Raw genomic sequence first — 17,930 nt, forward strand, 5'->3', positions numbered from 1 at the left:
TTTCCGTATTTGGTTAAGCACCAAACTGAGTGATTTGATAGAAAGGAACGTTGCCAACGCCATGGACATTGACTAATGCTGCGCCACCGGTATTAGGAATGCGCACTTGCTCAACAGTGCCTGCCATCAGCACATTTGGACTTGCTTGCCCTTCTTGCACTTCTACGGCCACTGAGTATTTGCCTGGTTTAAGACCAAGTTCTTCAGGATTAATTGAAAAGTCGACGTCACCTTTGCCGTGAGCACCTAGTGGCACTTTAGTTGATTGACCAAATTCATCTTTAACAACTAACGTGACTTGGTTTGAGCTATGAGCGAGTTCGATTTTTCCGTTTTGTACGTCTTCACCAAGCTGAAATTCATCCGCATTGACGTAAACCGTTTGCCCAACAAGGCCTGCTGTTGATAGCACTTGCATGTTGTCCAGTAACACCATGCTCTGTTGCATTGTCTTAGACATATTCTCGGTACTTTGTACCTGCGAGAACTGAGCCAATTGACCAACGTATTCCGTACCATCAAGGGGATTAAGTGGGTCTTGGTTTTGAATTTGAGCCACCATCAAAGAAATAAACTCATTCTCCAATGAAGAAGCGCTGTTCATGTCTTTAGGGTTTGGTGAGATACCGTTGCTGTCTTTTGCTTTTGTATTTACTGGAGCGTCAGACGATAAAGGGGTGTATTGTGCAATACTCATTAGCTGCCCTGCCCTAACCTAAGCAGACCTTGCTGCATACTTTTTACATTGGCTAATACTTCAACATTCGTTTCGAAGCTGCGTGTTGCGGACATCATGTCTGCCATTTCAGCAACTACATCAATATCTGGGTAAAACACATAGCCTTCATCATTAGCCAGTGGGTTGTTCGGCTCAAAACGCTTCTCTGCATCTCCAGCATTTTTAACAACGTCAACAATGCGAACTTCTGCATTGGGATAAGCTCCATTTTCTGTTGTCATTTGCGTTTTTTGGTACACAGTCGCAAATACTGGCTTAAGCGCTTTATAAGCATCTTCTGGATTTGCAGATACTGCATCTGCGTTTGCTAAGTTACTGGCTACCGTATTCAGACGCACAGTTTGTGCTGTCATCGCGGAACCAGTGATCGAGTAAATATCAGTGAATGACATAATTAACGTCCCTCAATCGCTTTCGCTAAGCCATTAAATTTCATGTTGAGAAACGTCAGGCTAGTTTGAAAGTCCATGTTGTTTTGCGTGAATTTTGCTTGTTCAACACCAAGCTCTACGGTGTTGCCATTTTTGCTATTCTGGTAAGGCACCGAGTATTGGGCCTGAACCTGGAACTTTGGCACCGGTTTGTTCACACCACCTGCCGTTACTTGGTTCATTACGGTGGTGAAACTTAGGTCTTTCGCCAAATACCCAGGGGTGTCAACATTTGCTAGGTTACTGGCGAGGACTTTGGTACGCTGAACGCGAAAATTAAGTGCCTCTGGATGTACTCCTAAAGCATTTTCAAATGTGATCGCCATGCATCTTCCTTACAGTTGGCTCGAATACGCCAACATACAAACAAGATACGTGCCATAAAAAATAGCCATATATATCAATGACTTATAAACAAGGATGGAAGCCAAACTTCCGGTTCTCGGAAAGCATTAAAAACAAGAGGAAAGTGTCCACTTCCTCAACAATAATGCTGACGTTACTCGCTTTGACATCAGAACAAGCATTCGCCAACACCAATGACAAAACCCTCAGCGTTGAAGAGATAAAATCCGTTGTAGCAACGGATTTCGAACAAGAGGTGGATCGCGTAGCGCTCTCCAATCAGTGGGGGGAGTACAAACTGGACTTCGACATGTGGGTGCCCGGTTCTGCCAATCACTTGCCAGAATGTCAATCGCCTTTAGTTATCACAGGTCGTGACAACAACACGTTGCCAGTCGGTAACCTCAAGCGCTCAGTCAGCTGCGACAATATCGCATCACCATGGCGAATTAACGTTACGATAAAGTCTTCGCTGACTCTGCCTGTTTTAGTCGCGACAACCACGGTTGGCCGAAATGAAGTCGTAACGGCTAAACACATAAAGCTTGAAACCCGAACCATCTCTCGCCAAGACGATTTTTATACTCGCCCCGAGCAAGCAGTAGGCTTAGAAACCTCTCGTCGTTTGCGGGCTGGACAAGTGGTTAATCCATCCAATTTGTCGGCCCCACCTCTAATCGAGAAAGGCAATGAAGTCATAGTCATTGCGAGCAAAAATGGATTTAGTGCCAGCACAAAAGGAGTCGCCTTAGAAGATGGAGCGAAAGGGCAACAAATTGACGTGGAAAACCCAAGTTCGGGCAAGGTCATAAGAGCAGTCGTAACTGGATTAAACCAGGTTCATACTCAATTTTGATTTTTTGACTCGGGGTAACATTTTTTAATTTTGGCTCTCGTCAGTAACACTGAACTTCGAGTACAAAAAAATATTTAATGTTTACCACATTCTAACCGCCTACTTAATTTAGAACATGATGATGAGGACCACAGCATGAAAATCGACAAAGTCGCGGGCGGTCATGTCCCACAAACAAAATTACAGCAAGCAAGCAAACAGCCTGTCGACGTCGTCGAACAGAGCAAAGTACACGAGCCTGCATTTCAAGCGAATACCGTAGCGATAGATCGCGCTCAAGCTGAAATGGCATCACTACCTGATGTTGATATGGAAAAAGTAGAACAAGTACGCAACGCATTAGCGCGTGGTGAACTTAGCCTAGATACAAAAGTGCTATCCAAGGCAATCATGCAGTTCCATACAGGTCACGAGTAATAAAACGCTAGGAAGACATCATGGCAAGCGCAGTATCGCAGCGAATTCAACAATTTGTTCGCTCTATATCTGAGGATATTAAGCTTTATCAACAACTGCTTCCTTTGCTTCAGCAGCAAAAGGTATTGTACTTAAAGTTTGATGGAGAGGCACTGAACGACAATGTTCAGAAACAAATGCCGATACTCAATAAACTCAGCCGCTCCGCCAATGACAGAAGCCAGTGTATGCGAGCGCTGGGGTTAGCGTGTAATGACGCCAGCGTAAAACGAATTTTCAACGCTTTGCCTGCCCAAATAGGTATGCAAGCTAGAAAACAATGGGCGCTATTGGAAACGTTGGTAAGTCAGTGCCAACAATACAATCAGAGCAATGGCCACAGCTCTGCGGCGTTCCATGAGTTGGTCAGTCAACTCAAACAACCTGTGCAACACACTTATGAAGATAAATCGTTCTAAACGATGTTCGTCTTGCCTACAGATTCAGTCGCCATCTCGGCTGAGTACTGTAGGCCTTTTTATTTTTATTGCCTTTCTGTCCTACCTTCCATTCACATGCCAGGCAAAACCAAATGCTGTCGATATTCAAACGCAGTATCAAGTATTAGCCCCATACAAGCCACAAATTGCCAAGCGTCTCGATTCATCCAAACCGGTAATTAACCACATTTTCAAACAGCTTCAAAACCACTCATTACCAAATAGCCTAGCCTTAGTGCCAATGTTAGAATCTTCTTACAACCCCAAAGCCGTTTCTCACGCTAACGCCGCCGGACTTTGGCAACTGATACCAGCCACAGCGAAACGTTTCGGATTAACGATAAATACAAAACAAGACGATCGCTTTGACACAGAAGCTAGCACAAAGGCCGCGCTCAAGTACCTGGCGTTTTTATACAACAAATTCGATCAAAATATGGCTCTCACTTTAGCTGCATACAATGCCGGAGAAGGACGTGTTGCACGTGCTATTCAGCGAGCAGGAAGTCGAGATTTCCAACAACTCACGCTGCCTAACGAGACTCGCCAATATGTCAGCCGCTTCTATGCATTGGAAAAGTTGATAGATATCGGTCAGTTACAATCCTCATCATTTCAACCTTTACTCTTATTTGCTCCAGACGCTACTATGATTTCACAACCGCTGGTCGACTTTAGCCGACTGCCTCCGCTAGTTAATTTGTGATAAAAGCTACGACAGAGCTCAATGTCAGAGAAACGTAAAATCACAAGATCCTGTTCGGCGAATTTGAAAACTCGTGATCTCTATGCAAACGTGTGCAAAAAAGTTGAGGTAAGGTATCTCAAAGATAAGAAAGAGTAGTGGTTTACTAAAAAGCACCCCAATTGCGCTTGGCAATTGGGTAGATATGCGTCACATTGCGTTTGCAAAAAAACATGAAAACCAATGGTCAGACCTAATAATTATTTACACACTAAATGTAAAACAGCTATTGTTTTCATAGTTCGAAACAAATCTAACATATCAAGATGACGCTTCGCTTGCGCGTCTGGAATAAGTCCGGGTTCCGGGGGGGAGTCCGGACTTTTTTATTGCTCTAAAATCTTTACCAACAATAGCGCCAACAGAAGCTAAGTCGTAATGATGCAAGCTAGCTGTTTATAGTAATTCTTTAGAAATCAACTGAAGCAAAAACGTTTCGCGCTCAATGCTCATGCCTTTTTTCGGGCTTTCTGCCATCGTTTTTTCATTGTGTGCAATTGCTTCGTGTATGTTCATCCATACCGGGCGCATTCCATTTTTAACTTCGTAATCTTCATACGCCGTTTCGCCTAGCTCACGTTCGATTTTACATGTATAACAATACGACACCATGTGCATCACGTCAGCGTCATCCTTGTACCACGGACGAAACTCCTCAAAGATTCCGAAAGGCTTAATACCATGTATATTTTGGGCGCCCGTTTCTTCCTCTAATTCACGGACTAATCCAGCAATGACATCTTCACCATCATCAATACCACCGCCTGGTAGCGTGTAGTCATGGTAACGTTCTGTATAGAGCAACAGCACATCTTCACCATCAAGTACAATGGCTCGCGCTGCATTGCGCTGAAAAACAATTTTGTCATCCAAATGCTCTATGTCTGGATGAACGGTCGATTTTAAATGTCTCATCGAAAATACCACGGTCAATGTTTTGTGCGCATATTACCGAATTTCACACTTTAAATCATTGTTGTAGGCCAGGTACGTTCGAGCGCTTGTCAGGAAGTGATTGATATGACCTTCACAACAATACGCCAAGAACAGAAGTGTGACGTGCTAATCAGCAATAAATGAGAATATCTAAATTCTTATACGTCCCTCTTACTTTTAACATCGATAAGACAATAATCTCTTAAAGTTGCCTATAATCAATACAATACTCGCCCACCCCATGCGGAGATAAAGAATGAAAAAGACAAATTTAATGATGGCTATGGCTGCAACATTGGTACTGGCTGGTTGTTCAACTTACGAGGGAGCGACCCGATCAACTGAGTATACCTCCGTTGCAAATCCCGCAGCCGTATACTGTGTTCAGCAAGGTGGTGAGCTGGATACCGTGTCGGAAAACGGCGAACGTGTCACTTACTGTGTGCTGTCGGACAATGAACGCGTCGAGCAATGGGAATACTATCGCGAGAATCACAAAGAAAATGAGGGTGACAACTACTAATTATTTTTATCGATCCGTCACCTTCCCTCTATCACTTAGGAGCCTTTGGGCTCCTTTTTTATTTGATTTATCAAAGTGTTCTTACGTTGTTTTTACATATCTCTGACTTTACCGCACATCGACCCTATATCGAACAGTGTTCTATTCTTGACATTCCCCTGACATAACTTTCCACTTGGACAATAAAATTCCAAACACAGATCACACTAATTCACATTTCTTCCACATTTTCTGGGACAGGTGAGCAAGATGAAAACACAAATAGTAAAAGAAGCCGAGTCAGCCCCAAGCAACGTTGTTACTGAAAAATCAAAGCGCATTATTTATAAATCGAGTTTAAACGCCTTGATGATTGTCGCTATAAGTATTCTCGTTAACCTTAGTCTTCGTCTTGATTATGTCGTGTTGGGATCAAGCCTTGGCGAGCTTTCCGTTACAGAAACGCTCCAGCTTGTGATGCTTGCTATTGCATCATGGTCGTTTTTCAGCTTATCGAAACAACAGCCTCAGCTAAAGCATGCGGCTATTTTGATTGCAGGATTTTTTGCAGTACTGATTATTCGCGAAACGGACTATTGGACAGACATGATTCATCATGGCTCTTGGGTTTTCCCAGCACTTGCTGTCACCGCACTGGCTTGCGCCAAAGCTTACCAAGGTGGTAAAGGTACCATGAACGAAATGGCGACCATTTTAACGGTGCCACATATGAAGCTATTAGTTGGTGCTGTAATGCTATTATTAGTCTTCTCTCGTTTGTATGGTATGGGTAGTTTTTGGCAACAAGTGATGGACGAAAATTACATCCGTGATGTTAAAAATATCTCAGAAGAAGGTATAGAACTGCTTTGCTACTGTTTGATCGCATTAAGCGCCGTCCGCACAAAACGCGAGCTTAATGAATAGACTCTGGGTCAAAGCGACGGTTCAATGCCGTCAGTATCGGATGGAAGATACTTAATGCCTTTTCCGCAGCACCTACAGATTCATCCAAGGCCGTCATTTCGACGGCCTTTTTCATTTCTTCAATATGTTGCAAAGCCTCTTTATCGAGCGGTAAAGAGAGCAATTTGTGAATAGCATCTCTTGCGATCATAAGTGGCTTTTTTCGGACAATTGATAAATCTCGGAAAAATGCGCCATGCTTGATCCCTTCTAAATAAACTCGGTAGGTTGTGAGTTCATCGAGTAGCAAGAATGTCTCCGCCATAAGCCCTTTATGTGGGTATGGCACGCTAATATGTTTGCTGATATCCAGTGGAATATTGAGAGTCACCCCCATGGATTCGCAATCGGATTTAAGTACTCGTAATAAGCCTTGCTCATCCATCAAATTCTGGATATCAATGATTCGTTCGAGGTGGTAGTCATTAGACAGCAAGATAACCTCAACCGGATGCCCCGACCATAACTCGAACAACCCACTTTTGCACAAAACTTGGGAAACATAACGCATGTTTTGAAACGTGTTCAACGACTCCGTTTCTAAGAGTATATGACGTTCAGGGAACGGATTCACAGAGTCTGCGTTTAGGGTTCTAAAATACGCGTACATCGCCTCTGCTTCAGAAACACTTTGTCCTTGCGTTACTCCGCCACAAAAAACAATCACCGTTCGCTCTATCGGTAGTGATGCAGTCCTACAAGACAAAGCTTCGACTCTGGTTATGCCCTCAGAGGTCAACCTGTTATTGACGAGGCGTTTACCTAAAACGATGACGATGTTGTCTAACTTCATTTTAAAATCTCGCGCTTAGTTGGCAGTGTTACAAAAATCTTCTTTCACTCCCGACCCACAAGCTTTAACATCTAGTTAACAACACTGTTCTAGAGACCTTTATAAAGGTTCACTGCTAAAGGAAGTCAATTATGCTGTCGATTTTCGATATATTTAAAATTGGTGTCGGGCCATCCAGCTCCCACACTAATGGTCCTATGCTTGCCGGATTCCATTTCACTCAGCTAGTTAGCGACTCTATGGCGAAAGTGCATCGGGTGCAAGTGGACCTTTATGGCTCATTGTCACTGACAGGTCGAGGGCACCATACAGACCGAGCCACGGTCCTTGGTTTGATGGGAAATAAACCTGATACCATCAAAATGAGCAGTGCCAAAAGTGCGCTACAAAATACCATAGACAATAATACGCTCATGCTCGCCGGTACACACCAGATTGAGTTTAGCTACGACCATGACATCGTCTTTCATAGCGACAACCTTCCCCTGCATGAAAATGGTATGACGATTACGGCATTAGACGCAGCTGGAGATCAAGTAGCGTTTGAAATTTATTACTCCATTGGGGGCGGATTCATCGCCACCGCCGACGAACTAGAGAACGGCACGCAACAAAATGAGGTCGCAGTACCATTTCCGTTTACATCCGCAGATGAGATGCTGGAAAAAGCCGAGACGAACGGTTTCAGCTTGGGAGGCATGATCCTCCAAAACGAACTCGCATTTCGCTCAGACGAAGAAATTAACCAAAGAGCAGAGCAAATTTGGAAAGTGATGTCGCTCTGCATGCAACGTGGCTTCGATACGGAAGGGATTTTGGAAGGTGGTCTAAATGTCACTCGTCGAGCACCAAACCTTTTGAAAAAGCTCGAAGCCAACGCTGCAGTTGAAAACGATCCGATGGAGATCATGGATTGGATCAATCTCTTTGCCTTTGCGGTTAGTGAAGAAAATGCAGCAGGAGGGCAAGTCGTCACTTCTCCAACGAATGGTGCAGCAGGGGTGATTCCGGCGGTATTGATGTACTACCATCGCTTCATCAAAGAGCTCGATGTTAAACAGCTAAAAGACTTTCTCGCAGTCGCCGGCGCTATCGGCATCTTATATAAAACTAACGCGTCAATTTCTGGTGCAGAAGTGGGGTGTCAGGGAGAAGTTGGGGTTTCTTCATCCATGGCTGCCGCTGGCTTAACAGCGCTAAGAGGGGGCAGTAACGAGCAGATTTGTATTGCTGCGGAAATTGCGATGGAGCATTCATTGGGTATGACTTGTGACCCGATTGGCGGCTTGGTTCAAGTACCTTGTATTGAAAGAAATGCCATGGGAGCAATGAAAGCGATTAATGCATCGCGTATGGCATTAAAGCGCACAAGTAAATGCTTAATTTCGTTAGATAAAGTTATCGAAACCATGTATCAGACTGGTAAAGATATGAATAAAAAATACCGTGAAACCTCTTTGGGGGGCTTAGCTGTCATTCATATGGCACCGCCATGCGAATAATGGCAAGTGGTCATTGCGCTTAGCTTCTCACCATACGCTTATCTGGTAATTATGATCTGATGATATTACATATAGAAATGCCGCGTTCTTCGCGGCATTTTCTTAACAAGAAACTATTCGATTAATCACGTCGACCACGAAGTTCAATTTTTTGAGTTGCAGCATCCGAATGGATTGTTACACCGCCATAGGCCATTTCATTGCGACCCTTCAGCGTCAATTGAGAATCTGCACGCTCTACGTCAACCTGATTTTTCGTTGCCATCGTCATATCAATCGTGCCCGTGTATGACCCATCGCCAGCAAATGCTACGTTTGTTGAGCAAACCATCAAAACAAGTGCGATTAGTTTTTTCATACATCACCTCTATTATCGTTCTTACTTTCTTTCGGTGGAAAAACTGTAACAACAGAAACGCGCTCATACGAGGAAAGCCATTATTTACCAAATGGAAATCCATGCTAATAAACTGATGTAACCAAGAATAACTTATCGTTACCTTCAATAAATCAGGGATAAGGCAGCAACTTAAATTGACCGAGCGTTGTCTTTTCTTAAGAAATTCAGCGATATGATTTGTCGACAAAAGCCAAGCGAGACAATGTATGAGCGTTAATCTGGATATTCAAAATATTTTGGTATTAAAACGGATGTATGAGTTACGTAACGTCCGGTTAGTCGCAGAATCACTCGGTAAAACGTCAGGAGCAATCAGCAAAAATCTGACAAAGATGAAAACTCAGCTCAATGATCCGCTATTCGTTCAGACCAAAAATGGCTTTGAACCAACAGCTTTTGTGGAAGCGAACATTGCGCATTTTGAGCAAATAATCAACAGTATTGATTCCATCAAACCACAGCATTTTTCACCAGCTCATTTTGACGGCTCAATCACTATTTATGCCAACACATTGTTTTGGGAGTACTTCGGTGACAAGTTTTACTTGGAGTTACTAAAGCACGCTCCAGAAGCAAAATTCTCATGTTTGCGCTGGGGTAGCGAAGCAAAAAAACGATTAATTGACGGTGAAAACGCCATTGCGATTCATTACTTTGATGAAGATCTGCCACAGTCAATTGTTCAGACCGAACTGGGGCGAGGAAAAGCGGTATTTTTTGTTCGACAAGATCATCCCGCTCAAAACTCCCAAGAGCTAGAAGAATACCCTTTTATACTTTTTAAAACGCCGGGATGGAACGACTACCGATACCCTGTGTTGGAAAGGCTCAAACATATGGGTTTTAGAACCACACCTAAAGTGGAAATTGAGCACCCAGCGATGATTCAAAAAGTGCTTCTGCAAACGAATCATTTTGGCATAACGATGAGTGGACATGTTCCTAAGGGTTGCCGAAGTATCGCGCTTCCTGCTGGGCTAGAGCTTGATGTTCGCTACGTGATGAGCTGTCGTCGCTCTCAACAGCAAGCTCCGGTAAATCAGTGGTTATTAGATGTAATTAAGCATGTCGCTCAGTCCTAGACTGATGACTTGCTACTGCTAATAATAGCCAAACCACACATGCGCTCTACTCACTCGCTGAACGAACATTAAAGACTCTGTATTAACCATTGAGCAAAGGTGTTTACGTGTGATTTTTCGGATGCTCGAACCATCATATAATGTGCACCAGAACTTGGCATATTCCAATTTCCAGCCTGGACTAATACGCCCTGTTGCAGCTCATCCTCAACAAGAAAGTCTCTTACCAGCAACACGCCAAGTTGATTCATCGCAGCATGAATAGCAAGCAATGAGTGTTCAAACTCGGCGACGACTTTGCTCACCTTCCCTTGATAACCTTGGTGCGTAAGCCACTCTTGCCAAGATTCATGATAACCGCCAGTACAAATTTTAGGCGCTTTAGCTAACTGCAAGAGGTCATTTATCGGGTTTAAATGCATAAAGCCGGGGCTTGCGACAACGATCCAGTTTTCTTGGGTTAATCGTATGGCTTCTTGCTCTTGCCAATCTCCATCTCCGTTAATAATTTCGATATCCGCAATTGCACTGGCGCTTGGAACTGTATTAGCAGTGGTCGAGATTTTAAAGGAAATGTCTGGGAATTGTCGCTGAAAATCAGCCAATCTTGGCATTAACCACTGAGAGCAAAAGCTGTGAGCGACATGTAAGTTAACTTGCGTATTCTTGGGACGAGTAAATAAATGCTGCGTCGTGGTCGATAATGTTTGAAGCACATGGTTAACCACAGGCCAGTATTCTTTTGCTGAGCTGGTCAGCGTAAGGTGCGTACCCTTGCGCTCGAATAATGTTGCATTTAACTGCAGTTCTAGCGATTTCACCTGCTGACTGACGGCCGCACGGGTCACATTTAGCTCCTCTGCGGCTTTAGTGAAGCTCTGTAATCGCGCCGTGGCTTCAAACGCTCGGAGCAAATTAAGCGGCGGTAAACTTTGCATATCATTCTCCCAGACATTTAGCTGTCATGCTATGAACTGGTGATGACAAATTGATGAAGGTGCTGAGTTTACGTATGTTGAGCATATGTCAAAGCGTCCCGATATAACTATGTTTCTACACAACTCCTTAGTTTGTTAAGCGGGATCAAAAAAGCCAGCGTGATACACGCTGGCTTTTGGAACTGTCTCTTAAGCAGGAATTATTCTGCTTTCTCAGTGGTTTGGTATTCAAACGCAGGGACAACTACTTCAACACGACGGTTCATTTGACGACCTTGACGTGTTTCGTTGCTTGCCACTGGGTTAGCTTCACCCATGCCTTTCACTGTCATACGCTCAGCCGCAATACCTTTTGCTTGGAACTCGTCAGCAACGGCTTTCGCACGTTTTTCTGTGAGTTGTTTGTTGTAAGCAGCAGAACCTGTCGTATCGCTGTAACCCGTGATCTCAACTTGAGCTTGTGGGTAAGTATTCATCAAATCAACGGTACCAGAAAGGTTCGACGTGTCTTTCACTTCTGCACTTTCTAAGTCGAATTGTACTGTCGCTGTTGTTTGAGCAGGGTAAACGTGATCTACAATGCGTGTTGCAGGACGTGCTTCTACCACCTCTTCAACGGCTTTTTCTTGAACGACTGGCTCAGAACCAAACTTGTAGTTGAAACCGATACCGAAGAAATCTGAATCCATGTCTTCAATTACATCATCAGACATATCTTGGTAGCGTTGGTATTCAGCACGTAGGCTCCAGTTGTAGTTGATTTGGTATTCAGCACCCAGAGAGCCAGTTGGTACGAAATCTTTCTCGTCACCAGCCATCATGTATGCAGCACCAACTTTCGCGAATAGATTCCAAGAATCCGTTAGCGGTAGGTTAAATTTAGGAGCAAGCGTCAACGCCCAAAGATCACCATCAACGGTGTTTAGGCCAGGCTTTTTGAAGTTTGCAGTGAAGTCACCAAGGTAATCAACACCATACTCTGCTGCAACGTACTTGTTGAAGCTGTAGCCTAAGTGCATAGATGCTGCAAAACTGTCGTCGTCACAAGGTTCGTTTAGGTAACACGCATCGTTTAGAGAGTTGTAACCTACTTTACCGCCCATGTAAGTGTCAGCAAGTGCAACGTTTGAGATCACACCACCAGCAAGTACAGTAGCCACTGCTATAGCGATTTTTTTCATTATTCTTTTCCTTTTTCTTGTACACAAAGCAACACATCGCGGCAGCATACTGCCGTAAAATATGAAGCCGTAACTTTCTCTTTTCTTCGAATAGAAATAGCTAAATAGCGTAGGAAAGAATCAAAAATGATATTCAAACGCCAATGACGTAAAACGGAAAAAGGTAACCTCAAGACCATCTATTCATGAGCTTCATCCGCATACCCAACCGAAAAATAAAGTTCGTTGCGTTGGTTTAGCCATAGTCAATTCGTTGCGGAGAATATCACAAAGAAGCCAACTTTCTGTGACGCAAATCACCATAAAAAGCCACTTTCTCAAATTTAAGAATCATCATTTAAGCTTGTGAATGGCAACAAATTTTTACAGGGGAGCGTGGATATGGAGAGCACAAAAAAACAGCTCATTTAAAATGAGCTGTTTTCGAAATAATGAAAAAGCGTTAACTCGTCGCGCTAAATTTTATCCGCTACGGTTAACGTTGCAGCTAATACATCTTGTCCAAACAAGACACTACGCTCAGGAGACCAACCGTAAAGTGGATCTGGGTGATTGTTGTTATCTTTAAATGGCATTTCGATTGTGTAAGACAAGCATTTGAACTGCTCTGCAACCCAATTTGAACCCACAGTCAAATTCGCTTTACCAGGCTCATCTTTATCGTAACCAATCTCATCTTGGAACTCTGGCGTAATAGTCAATAACGCTTGCTTAAATGATGTCTCTAAAGCGGCAAGATTTTCATCGTAAGAAGGAATACCTTCTGAGCCAGCGACGAAGTTATAAGGAATCGCTTCATCGCCATGGATATCTAAAAACATGTCAACACCCGTTTCCAGCATGCGCTGACGCACAAGGTAGACTTCTGGGCTCTTTTCCATTGATGGCGTTTGCCATTCACGATTTAGGTTTACGCCTACTGCGTTGGTACGCAAGTGACCGCGAATACCACCGTCTGGGTTCATATTTGGTACGACGTAAAGCACCGCTTTTTCAAGCAATGCACGCGCAACCGTGTCGTTTTCATCTAACAGACGTTGGATCATACCTTCCATGAACCATTCCGCCATTGTCTCACCTGGGTGCTGACGTGCAATCATCCAGATTTTCTTTTTACCTTCTTCTGGCTCACCGAAAGTAAGCAGGCTCATATCATTGCCGTCTAATGTGTGGCCTAGTGTTTCAAGTTGGCAGTGGTGCGCGCTTTGTGCCATGTGTAACAAGTCTAAATGGCGATCGTACGTGTATGGCGCAAAGTACGCGAAGTAAATTGAGCTGCGCTCAGGGATTACAGTGAAAGTCAGCGTGTCGCCATCGAACTCTGCCGGTACTCGGAACCATTCTTCACGATCGTAAGACGCAACCACATCGTAACCTTGCCATCCTTCTGGATAAGCCGATTTAGCCAAATCAAGCAATTTGATGGTGTGTGATTGCTCGGCTTCTGTCTCAAGACGGAAGTGGAACCACTGGTAGAATTCCGACATATTGTCGTTAGGAATTTTGAGTTGGATGTCGTTTTTGTCGTCCGCTTTCACTACGTGAATGCTGCCGCTATCGAAGTTGCTGAATACTTTCATTTTATGACTCACCTTTTAAATCTGAGCTTGAAAGACAGAGGCTAACACAAGGCTTCATCGCGCCCCAATGACTTTCACTGCAAACTGTCTCGTTTGTGGCTAAAGTCTTCAGTTTAGTCAAGCTTATCCGCTTTGCCTGCTGGTCCTGCAAGTTTTGCTAGCCACTTATCCCAGATAAACGGCGTTTTCTCGTTATCTTCTGCTTCCTCTTTTCGACGTACCGCGTTGCGCACTATCATAGCCCCGGTCCAGCGAAGCGGTTCTGGTGGGAAACACCCCAACGGTCCTTTGGCTAAACCACTGTTCGTCCACTCGTTATCGATTCCCAATATCAATGAAGATAGGATCTTTCCGCCCATGCGAGTCTGCGCTACACCATTGCCTGAATAACCAAATCCGTAAAAGATATTGCTCTGTTTATCTAGATCGCCGAAAAAAGGGAAACCAGTAGCAGAACGATCAGAGCCCCCCGTCCATGAATAAGCAAACTCCTCGCCTCTCAAACGAGGAAACAACTTATCGAACGACTTACGCAGTAGACCTTGGTAGCGTGTTGGCTTGTTAAACATTGCGTCAACTTGGTTATTGAAAGAAAACTGATTGCCGCCTTTCCCCAACATCAAACGGCCATCTGGCGTATCTCGGTAATAGTGTACAAAAATACGAGAATCCAACACACTAGAACCTGCCTGCCAACCAGATTGAGGTAGTGCGTCACCAAGCGGCTTGGTGATCACCATGTCGGAAGAGACCACCACGATACTGTTTTTAAACTGTTTAAACTGCTCCACCATCCATGCGTTCAATGCCAACACCACCTGCTGCGCTTGAACATTTCCTTTAGGTGTACAGACAGTGGCAGGTTTTCCATAATCTAGACGCGTCATCGGCGTATTCTCATAGATTTCAACATCCAACTCCATTGCGACGCGTCTTAATCCTCTCGCCAATAAAGCAGGTTGAACGCTGGCTGCAACTGGAGAGTGAAAGCCTTCTATATTGCGCGGCGATCCCGCATTGGCACGCAGTTCCTCCACCGAGCAACGACGCCAACTGTTCACTTCTAATCGCTTTAACTCGTCCACAACTGGCTGCATTCCCCCAGTTTGAGCCTGATTGGTTGCAGTGTAATAAACCCCTTTCAACGATAATTGCGCATCGATGTTGTGCTGCTGACAAAAGTCGTCAATCTCTAGCACTGCTTGTTCCGACTCTTTTACCAACCAAGCAGCATGTTCTTCACCGAATAACCGTTTCAATGTCGGAAACTTTGTCGACCAAGTCAGCATACAACCGCCGTTTGCGCCCGATGCACCACTGCCACAAAGGCCTTTTTCAATCACGACTACCTTTTTTTCCGGAGATTGCTGCTTAATCATAATCGCGGTCCAAAGTCCGGTGTATCCGCCACCAACAATCGCAACGTCAGTATTAATGTTCTGCTGTAACGGTTGTGGCGTTTCTGGTTGCTCAGCTTCAATTGCCTGCTTGAACCAATATGAATGATGTGTCATCGGGTATCCTCGTTAGTGCGTTACATCCATTTCCGCAAACACTTTACAAACGATGATGACAATCAACGAGCAAGAAAATCTAACGCTGAGCGATAGAAAATGTTGCACTGAGAGTGTGCGAATTTTCGCTTCCAACAAAAACAAAATGGGGAGCTCGTGGCTCCCCAAAACAAACAGCAAAAATATTAGTGGTAAACAATTCGAGTCCGTCTTACTGGTTAATATTTACCGGTATCACGCATGCGGTACTCGTATTGAACATTGAGAATAGGCTGGTAAACAACTTGCCCGTCACTTTGCAAGAACTCATTTACCATGACTTTTGAGTCAGTGATAGAAAACGATTGGCGATCAACATACGTTGTAAGGCTCGTAAACTCATCACGGAGTTGTCCAGATGATTTATTTTGGTAGCTTTGGATCATGTCTCGGCCCATTTCATAAGCCGCTTGTTTGCTATCCATTACGTCGCCATGGATAGTTTCGGTATCGTTTGTCCAATGATAACCACCAGCAAGAGCCATAGAAGGTGCAGCAATCAGAGCAATCGTACTTGCTAAAGTTGTTAAGCGTTTCATAAACCTCTCCTTACTTACCTTTACATCGGGCCAAAATTGGCTCGATACTTATAAGGTACGTATAAAGACCTAAAACACGTCAAAACAATTTCAAATAATGTTCAATTTTCGTTCAACTTATTTCACATTAACTTAGCAACTCAACGTCATATTCAGCCGACATTCGCATTTTCTTCCTTTTGAACAATGGGTTTCAACCTGACATTTCCTTACCAAACCATACAATACCTAAGGTCAATTTTCTCTTAGAATTCCAGCAAAAGAACAGTGTTCAAAACCTTACAAAAACGTCGGACACAGCAAAAACCACCTCTTTTCAGTCGTGCTTTGCATTCCTCCTTTTCGGGTTCTTCGCTGCTCGTCCGTCGGTTCTTAATTGTCGCTATTGAGCACAAGTTAATCTGGAGTGAAAATGACCGCGAACAAATCTATTTTTTACCATAGCAAATCGATTTACTCAGATGATTATGCTGATGTCTACAAGCCAATTTGGACCTACAGAGCTAAGTTCATCTTACGTGCGCTTTATTACAAACGTGCGTTTAAGCACCTTTCAGACAATATTGAATCGTCATTGTTAGAGTTACTTTGTACACGTACGCATCGATTTTTAGAGAAGCCGTTTCGTCCGTATATCATCAAAAACAACTCAGCGTTCGATCGTTCTAACTTGGTGGTTGATCACTACAAAACGATTTCAGAACTGTTTTCTAAACAAACAATCGAAGAAATCTACACAGACTCGAAAGGCCTAACATTAGCCTCTTTTGAAATTGACGAAATACTGTACTCGGTGAGATTAGTATACGAAGCACGTTATCAAAAAGAAGGCGACATGAGCCTAGTGCTGCACAGCGCTGAAGATGGCAACTTCTACACGCTCTCTTTTACGCTAGGTCACATCGAATCTGGACGCAGTATTATGATTGGCGGCTTACAAGGACCGCGAAGCAGTGAAGAAAACAACGCGAAAATTAAAAAGCTAACCCGTAAGCTTTACGGACAGAGACCAAAAAGCTTGATGGTGAGCTTGCTCACTTTGCTCGCACAAATTTGGGAAGTGAACACGATTCTAGCAGTGAAAACGCAGTCCCATACTTACGCAGCTAAGCGCTACAGCAAAGGGCGAATCAAAACGGATTACGATGCACTCTGGCAAGAATTGGGCGGCACCGAATACAATCGTCATTTTTACTCAATTGATGTAAATGCACCCCGTCGAGATATCGAAGGCATGTCGCGCTCTAAGCGTTCGATGTATCGTCGCCGTTATGAATGGCTAGACAACACCAAGATCACTTTCGAACAAATATTAAAAGGCGAGCAAGCTAAAAGCTAAGGAGAAGCGTTCATGCGTTATTCATTCATTACTGCTTTAGTGCTGTCGGCTTTTTCTTTGTCAGCCAATGCAGAAACCAGTGAGCACATCATAGGTACAAACATTGGCTATGGCGATGTGAACTACGATGCTCCGACAAGCAAAGAATCAGGCGACATGTTCTTAGGTGAAATATATTACCGCTACATGCCAACACATAACTTTGGTATCGAAGCAGGTTATAAAGGCGCGTTTGACGGTATCGGCTCGATACTCGTGAGTCCGATTTCAGAAGTCACCGATACGAGCTTCTCCGGACCTCGCTTAAGTGGCTATGCTAGCTATCCCCTGGGTTCAGGTTTCGAACTGTACGGCAAGGCAGGTGTCACTCTCTACACTCTCGAATACACTTATAAAGTGAACGGTCAGAGCAAGAACATCGAACAATCAAGTGTCGGAGGTGAAGCGGCTGGCGGTATCGGCTGGAGCTATAAACACTTTGGTTTGAATGCAGAATATGTGTACTCAAAAAACAGCGATTTTGACTCTAGCGGCGTGATGTTTGGTGCGCAACTGCGTTTTTAAACAAGGCTTACAAGTTAATACAAAAGGCAGCGAGAGGCTCATT

At 44.0% G+C, this 17,930-nt stretch carries 21 protein-coding genes; 10 read left to right on the forward strand and 11 right to left on the reverse strand.

Going from position 1 to position 17,930, the window contains the following annotated elements:
• Positions 1–13: 13 nt before the first annotated feature.
• The 3 genes from flgD to flgB are packed head-to-tail and all read right to left on the reverse strand — an operon-like array spanning position 14 to position 1,496.
• Positions 14–697, reverse strand: coding sequence for a flagellar hook assembly protein FlgD (gene flgD, locus J4N40_RS21250; protein ID WP_005384410.1), 684 nt, complete (start codon positions 695–697; stop codon positions 14–16).
• The gene (gene flgC, locus J4N40_RS21255; protein WP_005374012.1) at positions 697–1,131 is read right to left on the reverse strand and encodes a flagellar basal body rod protein FlgC; all 435 of its coding nucleotides are present in this window, start codon (positions 1,129–1,131) and stop codon (positions 697–699) included. Before flgC ends, flgD begins: the two co-directional genes overlap by 1 nt.
• Positions 1,132–1,133: 2 nt before the next feature.
• Positions 1,134–1,496: a flagellar basal body rod protein FlgB gene (gene flgB / locus J4N40_RS21260; RefSeq protein ID WP_005374013.1), complete on the reverse strand. Its 363-nt coding sequence runs from the start codon at positions 1,494–1,496 to the stop codon at positions 1,134–1,136.
• A 77-nt stretch (positions 1,497–1,573) separates the two neighbouring features.
• On the opposite strand from flgB, the gene flgA reads away from it, so the two are divergent.
• The 4 genes from flgA (at position 1,574) to J4N40_RS21280 (ending at position 3,973) form a co-directional block, all read left to right on the forward strand.
• Positions 1,574–2,371 (forward strand): flagellar basal body P-ring formation chaperone FlgA, encoded by a 798-nt coding sequence (gene flgA, locus J4N40_RS21265; protein WP_031777223.1) that lies wholly within the window; start codon positions 1,574–1,576, stop codon positions 2,369–2,371.
• Between the two features lie 135 nt (positions 2,372–2,506).
• Positions 2,507–2,788 carry a flagellar biosynthesis anti-sigma factor FlgM gene (flgM, locus tag J4N40_RS21270; RefSeq protein WP_005374016.1) on the forward strand — a complete coding sequence of 94 codons (282 nt, stop codon included), beginning with the start codon at positions 2,507–2,509 and terminating at the stop codon, positions 2,786–2,788.
• Between the two features lie 20 nt (positions 2,789–2,808).
• A complete protein-coding gene (gene flgN / locus J4N40_RS21275) occupies positions 2,809–3,246 on the forward strand; it encodes a flagellar export chaperone FlgN (protein WP_005374018.1) in 438 nt (145 codons plus the stop codon).
• Positions 3,227–3,973, forward strand: coding sequence for a lytic transglycosylase domain-containing protein (locus J4N40_RS21280; RefSeq protein ID WP_250654496.1), 747 nt, complete (start codon positions 3,227–3,229; stop codon positions 3,971–3,973). The genes flgN and J4N40_RS21280 overlap by 20 nt, the downstream gene beginning before the upstream one ends.
• 435 nt (positions 3,974–4,408) lie before the next feature.
• Here J4N40_RS21280 and J4N40_RS21285 read toward each other — a convergent pair whose 3' ends face one another.
• Positions 4,409–4,927: an NUDIX hydrolase gene (locus J4N40_RS21285; RefSeq protein ID WP_005374021.1), complete on the reverse strand. Its 519-nt coding sequence runs from the start codon at positions 4,925–4,927 to the stop codon at positions 4,409–4,411.
• A gap of 277 nt (positions 4,928–5,204) precedes the next feature.
• On the opposite strand from J4N40_RS21285, the gene J4N40_RS21290 reads away from it, so the two are divergent.
• Complete coding sequence (locus tag J4N40_RS21290) at positions 5,205–5,471, forward strand: putative hemolysin (protein ID WP_005374023.1); 267 nt, start codon at positions 5,205–5,207, stop codon at positions 5,469–5,471.
• Positions 5,472–5,720: 249 nt separating this feature from the next.
• Entirely contained in the window at positions 5,721–6,377 is a 657-nt protein-coding gene (locus tag J4N40_RS21295) for a hypothetical protein (RefSeq protein WP_005374025.1), read from the forward strand.
• On the opposite strand, the gene J4N40_RS21300 is transcribed toward J4N40_RS21295, so the two are convergent.
• Complete coding sequence (locus tag J4N40_RS21300) at positions 6,367–7,209, reverse strand: YdcF family protein (protein ID WP_250654497.1); 843 nt, start codon at positions 7,207–7,209, stop codon at positions 6,367–6,369. The two genes, J4N40_RS21295 and J4N40_RS21300, sit on opposite strands and share 11 nt — an antisense overlap.
• A 131-nt stretch (positions 7,210–7,340) precedes the next feature.
• On the opposite strand from J4N40_RS21300, the gene J4N40_RS21305 reads away from it, so the two are divergent.
• Positions 7,341–8,711, forward strand: coding sequence for an L-serine ammonia-lyase (locus J4N40_RS21305; protein WP_005374028.1), 1,371 nt, complete (start codon positions 7,341–7,343; stop codon positions 8,709–8,711).
• A gap of 121 nt (positions 8,712–8,832) precedes the next feature.
• Here the strand turns inward: J4N40_RS21305 and J4N40_RS21310 are convergent, their stop codons facing one another.
• On the reverse strand, positions 8,833–9,069 hold the full coding sequence (locus tag J4N40_RS21310) for a VPA0252 family protein (protein ID WP_005374030.1): 237 nt from the start codon (positions 9,067–9,069) through the stop codon (positions 8,833–8,835).
• A 248-nt stretch (positions 9,070–9,317) separates the two neighbouring features.
• Here J4N40_RS21310 and J4N40_RS21315 point away from each other — a divergent pair, with 248 nt between their 5' ends.
• Positions 9,318–10,193, forward strand: a complete 876-nt coding sequence (locus J4N40_RS21315; protein ID WP_047102796.1) for a LysR substrate-binding domain-containing protein — start codon at positions 9,318–9,320, stop codon at positions 10,191–10,193.
• 68 nt (positions 10,194–10,261) lie between these two features.
• Here the strand turns inward: J4N40_RS21315 and J4N40_RS21320 are convergent, their stop codons facing one another.
• The 5 genes from J4N40_RS21320 to J4N40_RS21340 form a co-directional block, all read right to left on the reverse strand.
• Complete coding sequence (locus J4N40_RS21320) at positions 10,262–11,131, reverse strand: LysR substrate-binding domain-containing protein (protein WP_182039437.1); 870 nt, start codon at positions 11,129–11,131, stop codon at positions 10,262–10,264.
• A gap of 200 nt (positions 11,132–11,331) precedes the next feature.
• Positions 11,332–12,312 (reverse strand): outer membrane beta-barrel protein, encoded by a 981-nt coding sequence (locus J4N40_RS21325; protein WP_213966663.1) that lies wholly within the window; start codon positions 12,310–12,312, stop codon positions 11,332–11,334.
• A 455-nt stretch (positions 12,313–12,767) separates the two neighbouring features.
• Positions 12,768–13,892, reverse strand: a complete 1,125-nt coding sequence (locus J4N40_RS21330) for a M14 family metallopeptidase (protein WP_017819760.1) — start codon at positions 13,890–13,892, stop codon at positions 12,768–12,770.
• 113 nt (positions 13,893–14,005) lie between these two features.
• Complete coding sequence (locus J4N40_RS21335; protein WP_115386471.1) at positions 14,006–15,406, reverse strand: FAD-dependent oxidoreductase; 1,401 nt, start codon at positions 15,404–15,406, stop codon at positions 14,006–14,008.
• Positions 15,407–15,624: 218 nt separating this feature from the next.
• Entirely contained in the window at positions 15,625–15,984 is a 360-nt protein-coding gene (locus J4N40_RS21340) for a DUF3316 domain-containing protein (RefSeq protein WP_064369428.1), read from the reverse strand.
• A gap of 412 nt (positions 15,985–16,396) precedes the next feature.
• Here J4N40_RS21340 and J4N40_RS21345 point away from each other — a divergent pair, with 412 nt between their 5' ends.
• Both J4N40_RS21345 and J4N40_RS21350 read left to right on the forward strand, forming a co-directional pair.
• The gene (locus tag J4N40_RS21345; RefSeq protein ID WP_005384371.1) at positions 16,397–17,323 is read left to right on the forward strand and encodes a VirK/YbjX family protein; all 927 of its coding nucleotides are present in this window, start codon (positions 16,397–16,399) and stop codon (positions 17,321–17,323) included.
• Between the two features lie 12 nt (positions 17,324–17,335).
• Positions 17,336–17,887 carry an outer membrane beta-barrel protein gene (locus J4N40_RS21350; protein ID WP_171345924.1) on the forward strand — a complete coding sequence of 184 codons (552 nt, stop codon included), beginning with the start codon at positions 17,336–17,338 and terminating at the stop codon, positions 17,885–17,887.
• Positions 17,888–17,930: the final 43 nt, after the last annotated feature.

Origin of the sequence: Vibrio sp. SCSIO 43097 (assembly GCF_023650755.1) — a bacterium.
In the GTDB taxonomy this organism is placed as follows: domain Bacteria; phylum Pseudomonadota; class Gammaproteobacteria; order Enterobacterales; family Vibrionaceae; genus Vibrio; species Vibrio alginolyticus.

Excerpts from the sequence above, each read along its gene's own strand:
- flgD (WP_005384410.1), bottom strand. The coding sequence starts at position 697 with ATGAGTATTGCACAATACACCCCTTTATCGTCTGACGCTCCAGTAAAT.
- flgC (WP_005374012.1), bottom strand. The coding sequence starts at position 1,131 with ATGTCATTCACTGATATTTACTCGATCACTGGTTCCGCGATGACAGCA.
- flgB (WP_005374013.1), bottom strand. The coding sequence starts at position 1,496 with ATGGCGATCACATTTGAAAATGCTTTAGGAGTACATCCAGAGGCACTT.
- flgA (WP_031777223.1), top strand. The coding sequence starts at position 1,574 with ATGACTTATAAACAAGGATGGAAGCCAAACTTCCGGTTCTCGGAAAGC.
- flgM (WP_005374016.1), top strand. The coding sequence starts at position 2,507 with ATGAAAATCGACAAAGTCGCGGGCGGTCATGTCCCACAAACAAAATTA.
- flgN (WP_005374018.1), top strand. The coding sequence starts at position 2,809 with ATGGCAAGCGCAGTATCGCAGCGAATTCAACAATTTGTTCGCTCTATA.
- J4N40_RS21280 (WP_250654496.1), top strand. The coding sequence starts at position 3,227 with ATGAAGATAAATCGTTCTAAACGATGTTCGTCTTGCCTACAGATTCAG.
- J4N40_RS21285 (WP_005374021.1), bottom strand. The coding sequence starts at position 4,927 with ATGAGACATTTAAAATCGACCGTTCATCCAGACATAGAGCATTTGGAT.
- J4N40_RS21290 (WP_005374023.1), top strand. The coding sequence starts at position 5,205 with ATGAAAAAGACAAATTTAATGATGGCTATGGCTGCAACATTGGTACTG.
- J4N40_RS21295 (WP_005374025.1), top strand. The coding sequence starts at position 5,721 with ATGAAAACACAAATAGTAAAAGAAGCCGAGTCAGCCCCAAGCAACGTT.
- J4N40_RS21300 (WP_250654497.1), bottom strand. The coding sequence starts at position 7,209 with ATGAAGTTAGACAACATCGTCATCGTTTTAGGTAAACGCCTCGTCAAT.
- J4N40_RS21305 (WP_005374028.1), top strand. The coding sequence starts at position 7,341 with ATGCTGTCGATTTTCGATATATTTAAAATTGGTGTCGGGCCATCCAGC.
- J4N40_RS21310 (WP_005374030.1), bottom strand. The coding sequence starts at position 9,069 with ATGAAAAAACTAATCGCACTTGTTTTGATGGTTTGCTCAACAAACGTA.
- J4N40_RS21315 (WP_047102796.1), top strand. The coding sequence starts at position 9,318 with ATGAGCGTTAATCTGGATATTCAAAATATTTTGGTATTAAAACGGATG.
- J4N40_RS21320 (WP_182039437.1), bottom strand. The coding sequence starts at position 11,131 with ATGCAAAGTTTACCGCCGCTTAATTTGCTCCGAGCGTTTGAAGCCACG.
- J4N40_RS21325 (WP_213966663.1), bottom strand. The coding sequence starts at position 12,312 with ATGAAAAAAATCGCTATAGCAGTGGCTACTGTACTTGCTGGTGGTGTG.
- J4N40_RS21330 (WP_017819760.1), bottom strand. The coding sequence starts at position 13,892 with ATGAAAGTATTCAGCAACTTCGATAGCGGCAGCATTCACGTAGTGAAA.
- J4N40_RS21335 (WP_115386471.1), bottom strand. The coding sequence starts at position 15,406 with ATGACACATCATTCATATTGGTTCAAGCAGGCAATTGAAGCTGAGCAA.
- J4N40_RS21340 (WP_064369428.1), bottom strand. The coding sequence starts at position 15,984 with ATGAAACGCTTAACAACTTTAGCAAGTACGATTGCTCTGATTGCTGCA.
- J4N40_RS21345 (WP_005384371.1), top strand. The coding sequence starts at position 16,397 with ATGACCGCGAACAAATCTATTTTTTACCATAGCAAATCGATTTACTCA.
- J4N40_RS21350 (WP_171345924.1), top strand. The coding sequence starts at position 17,336 with ATGCGTTATTCATTCATTACTGCTTTAGTGCTGTCGGCTTTTTCTTTG.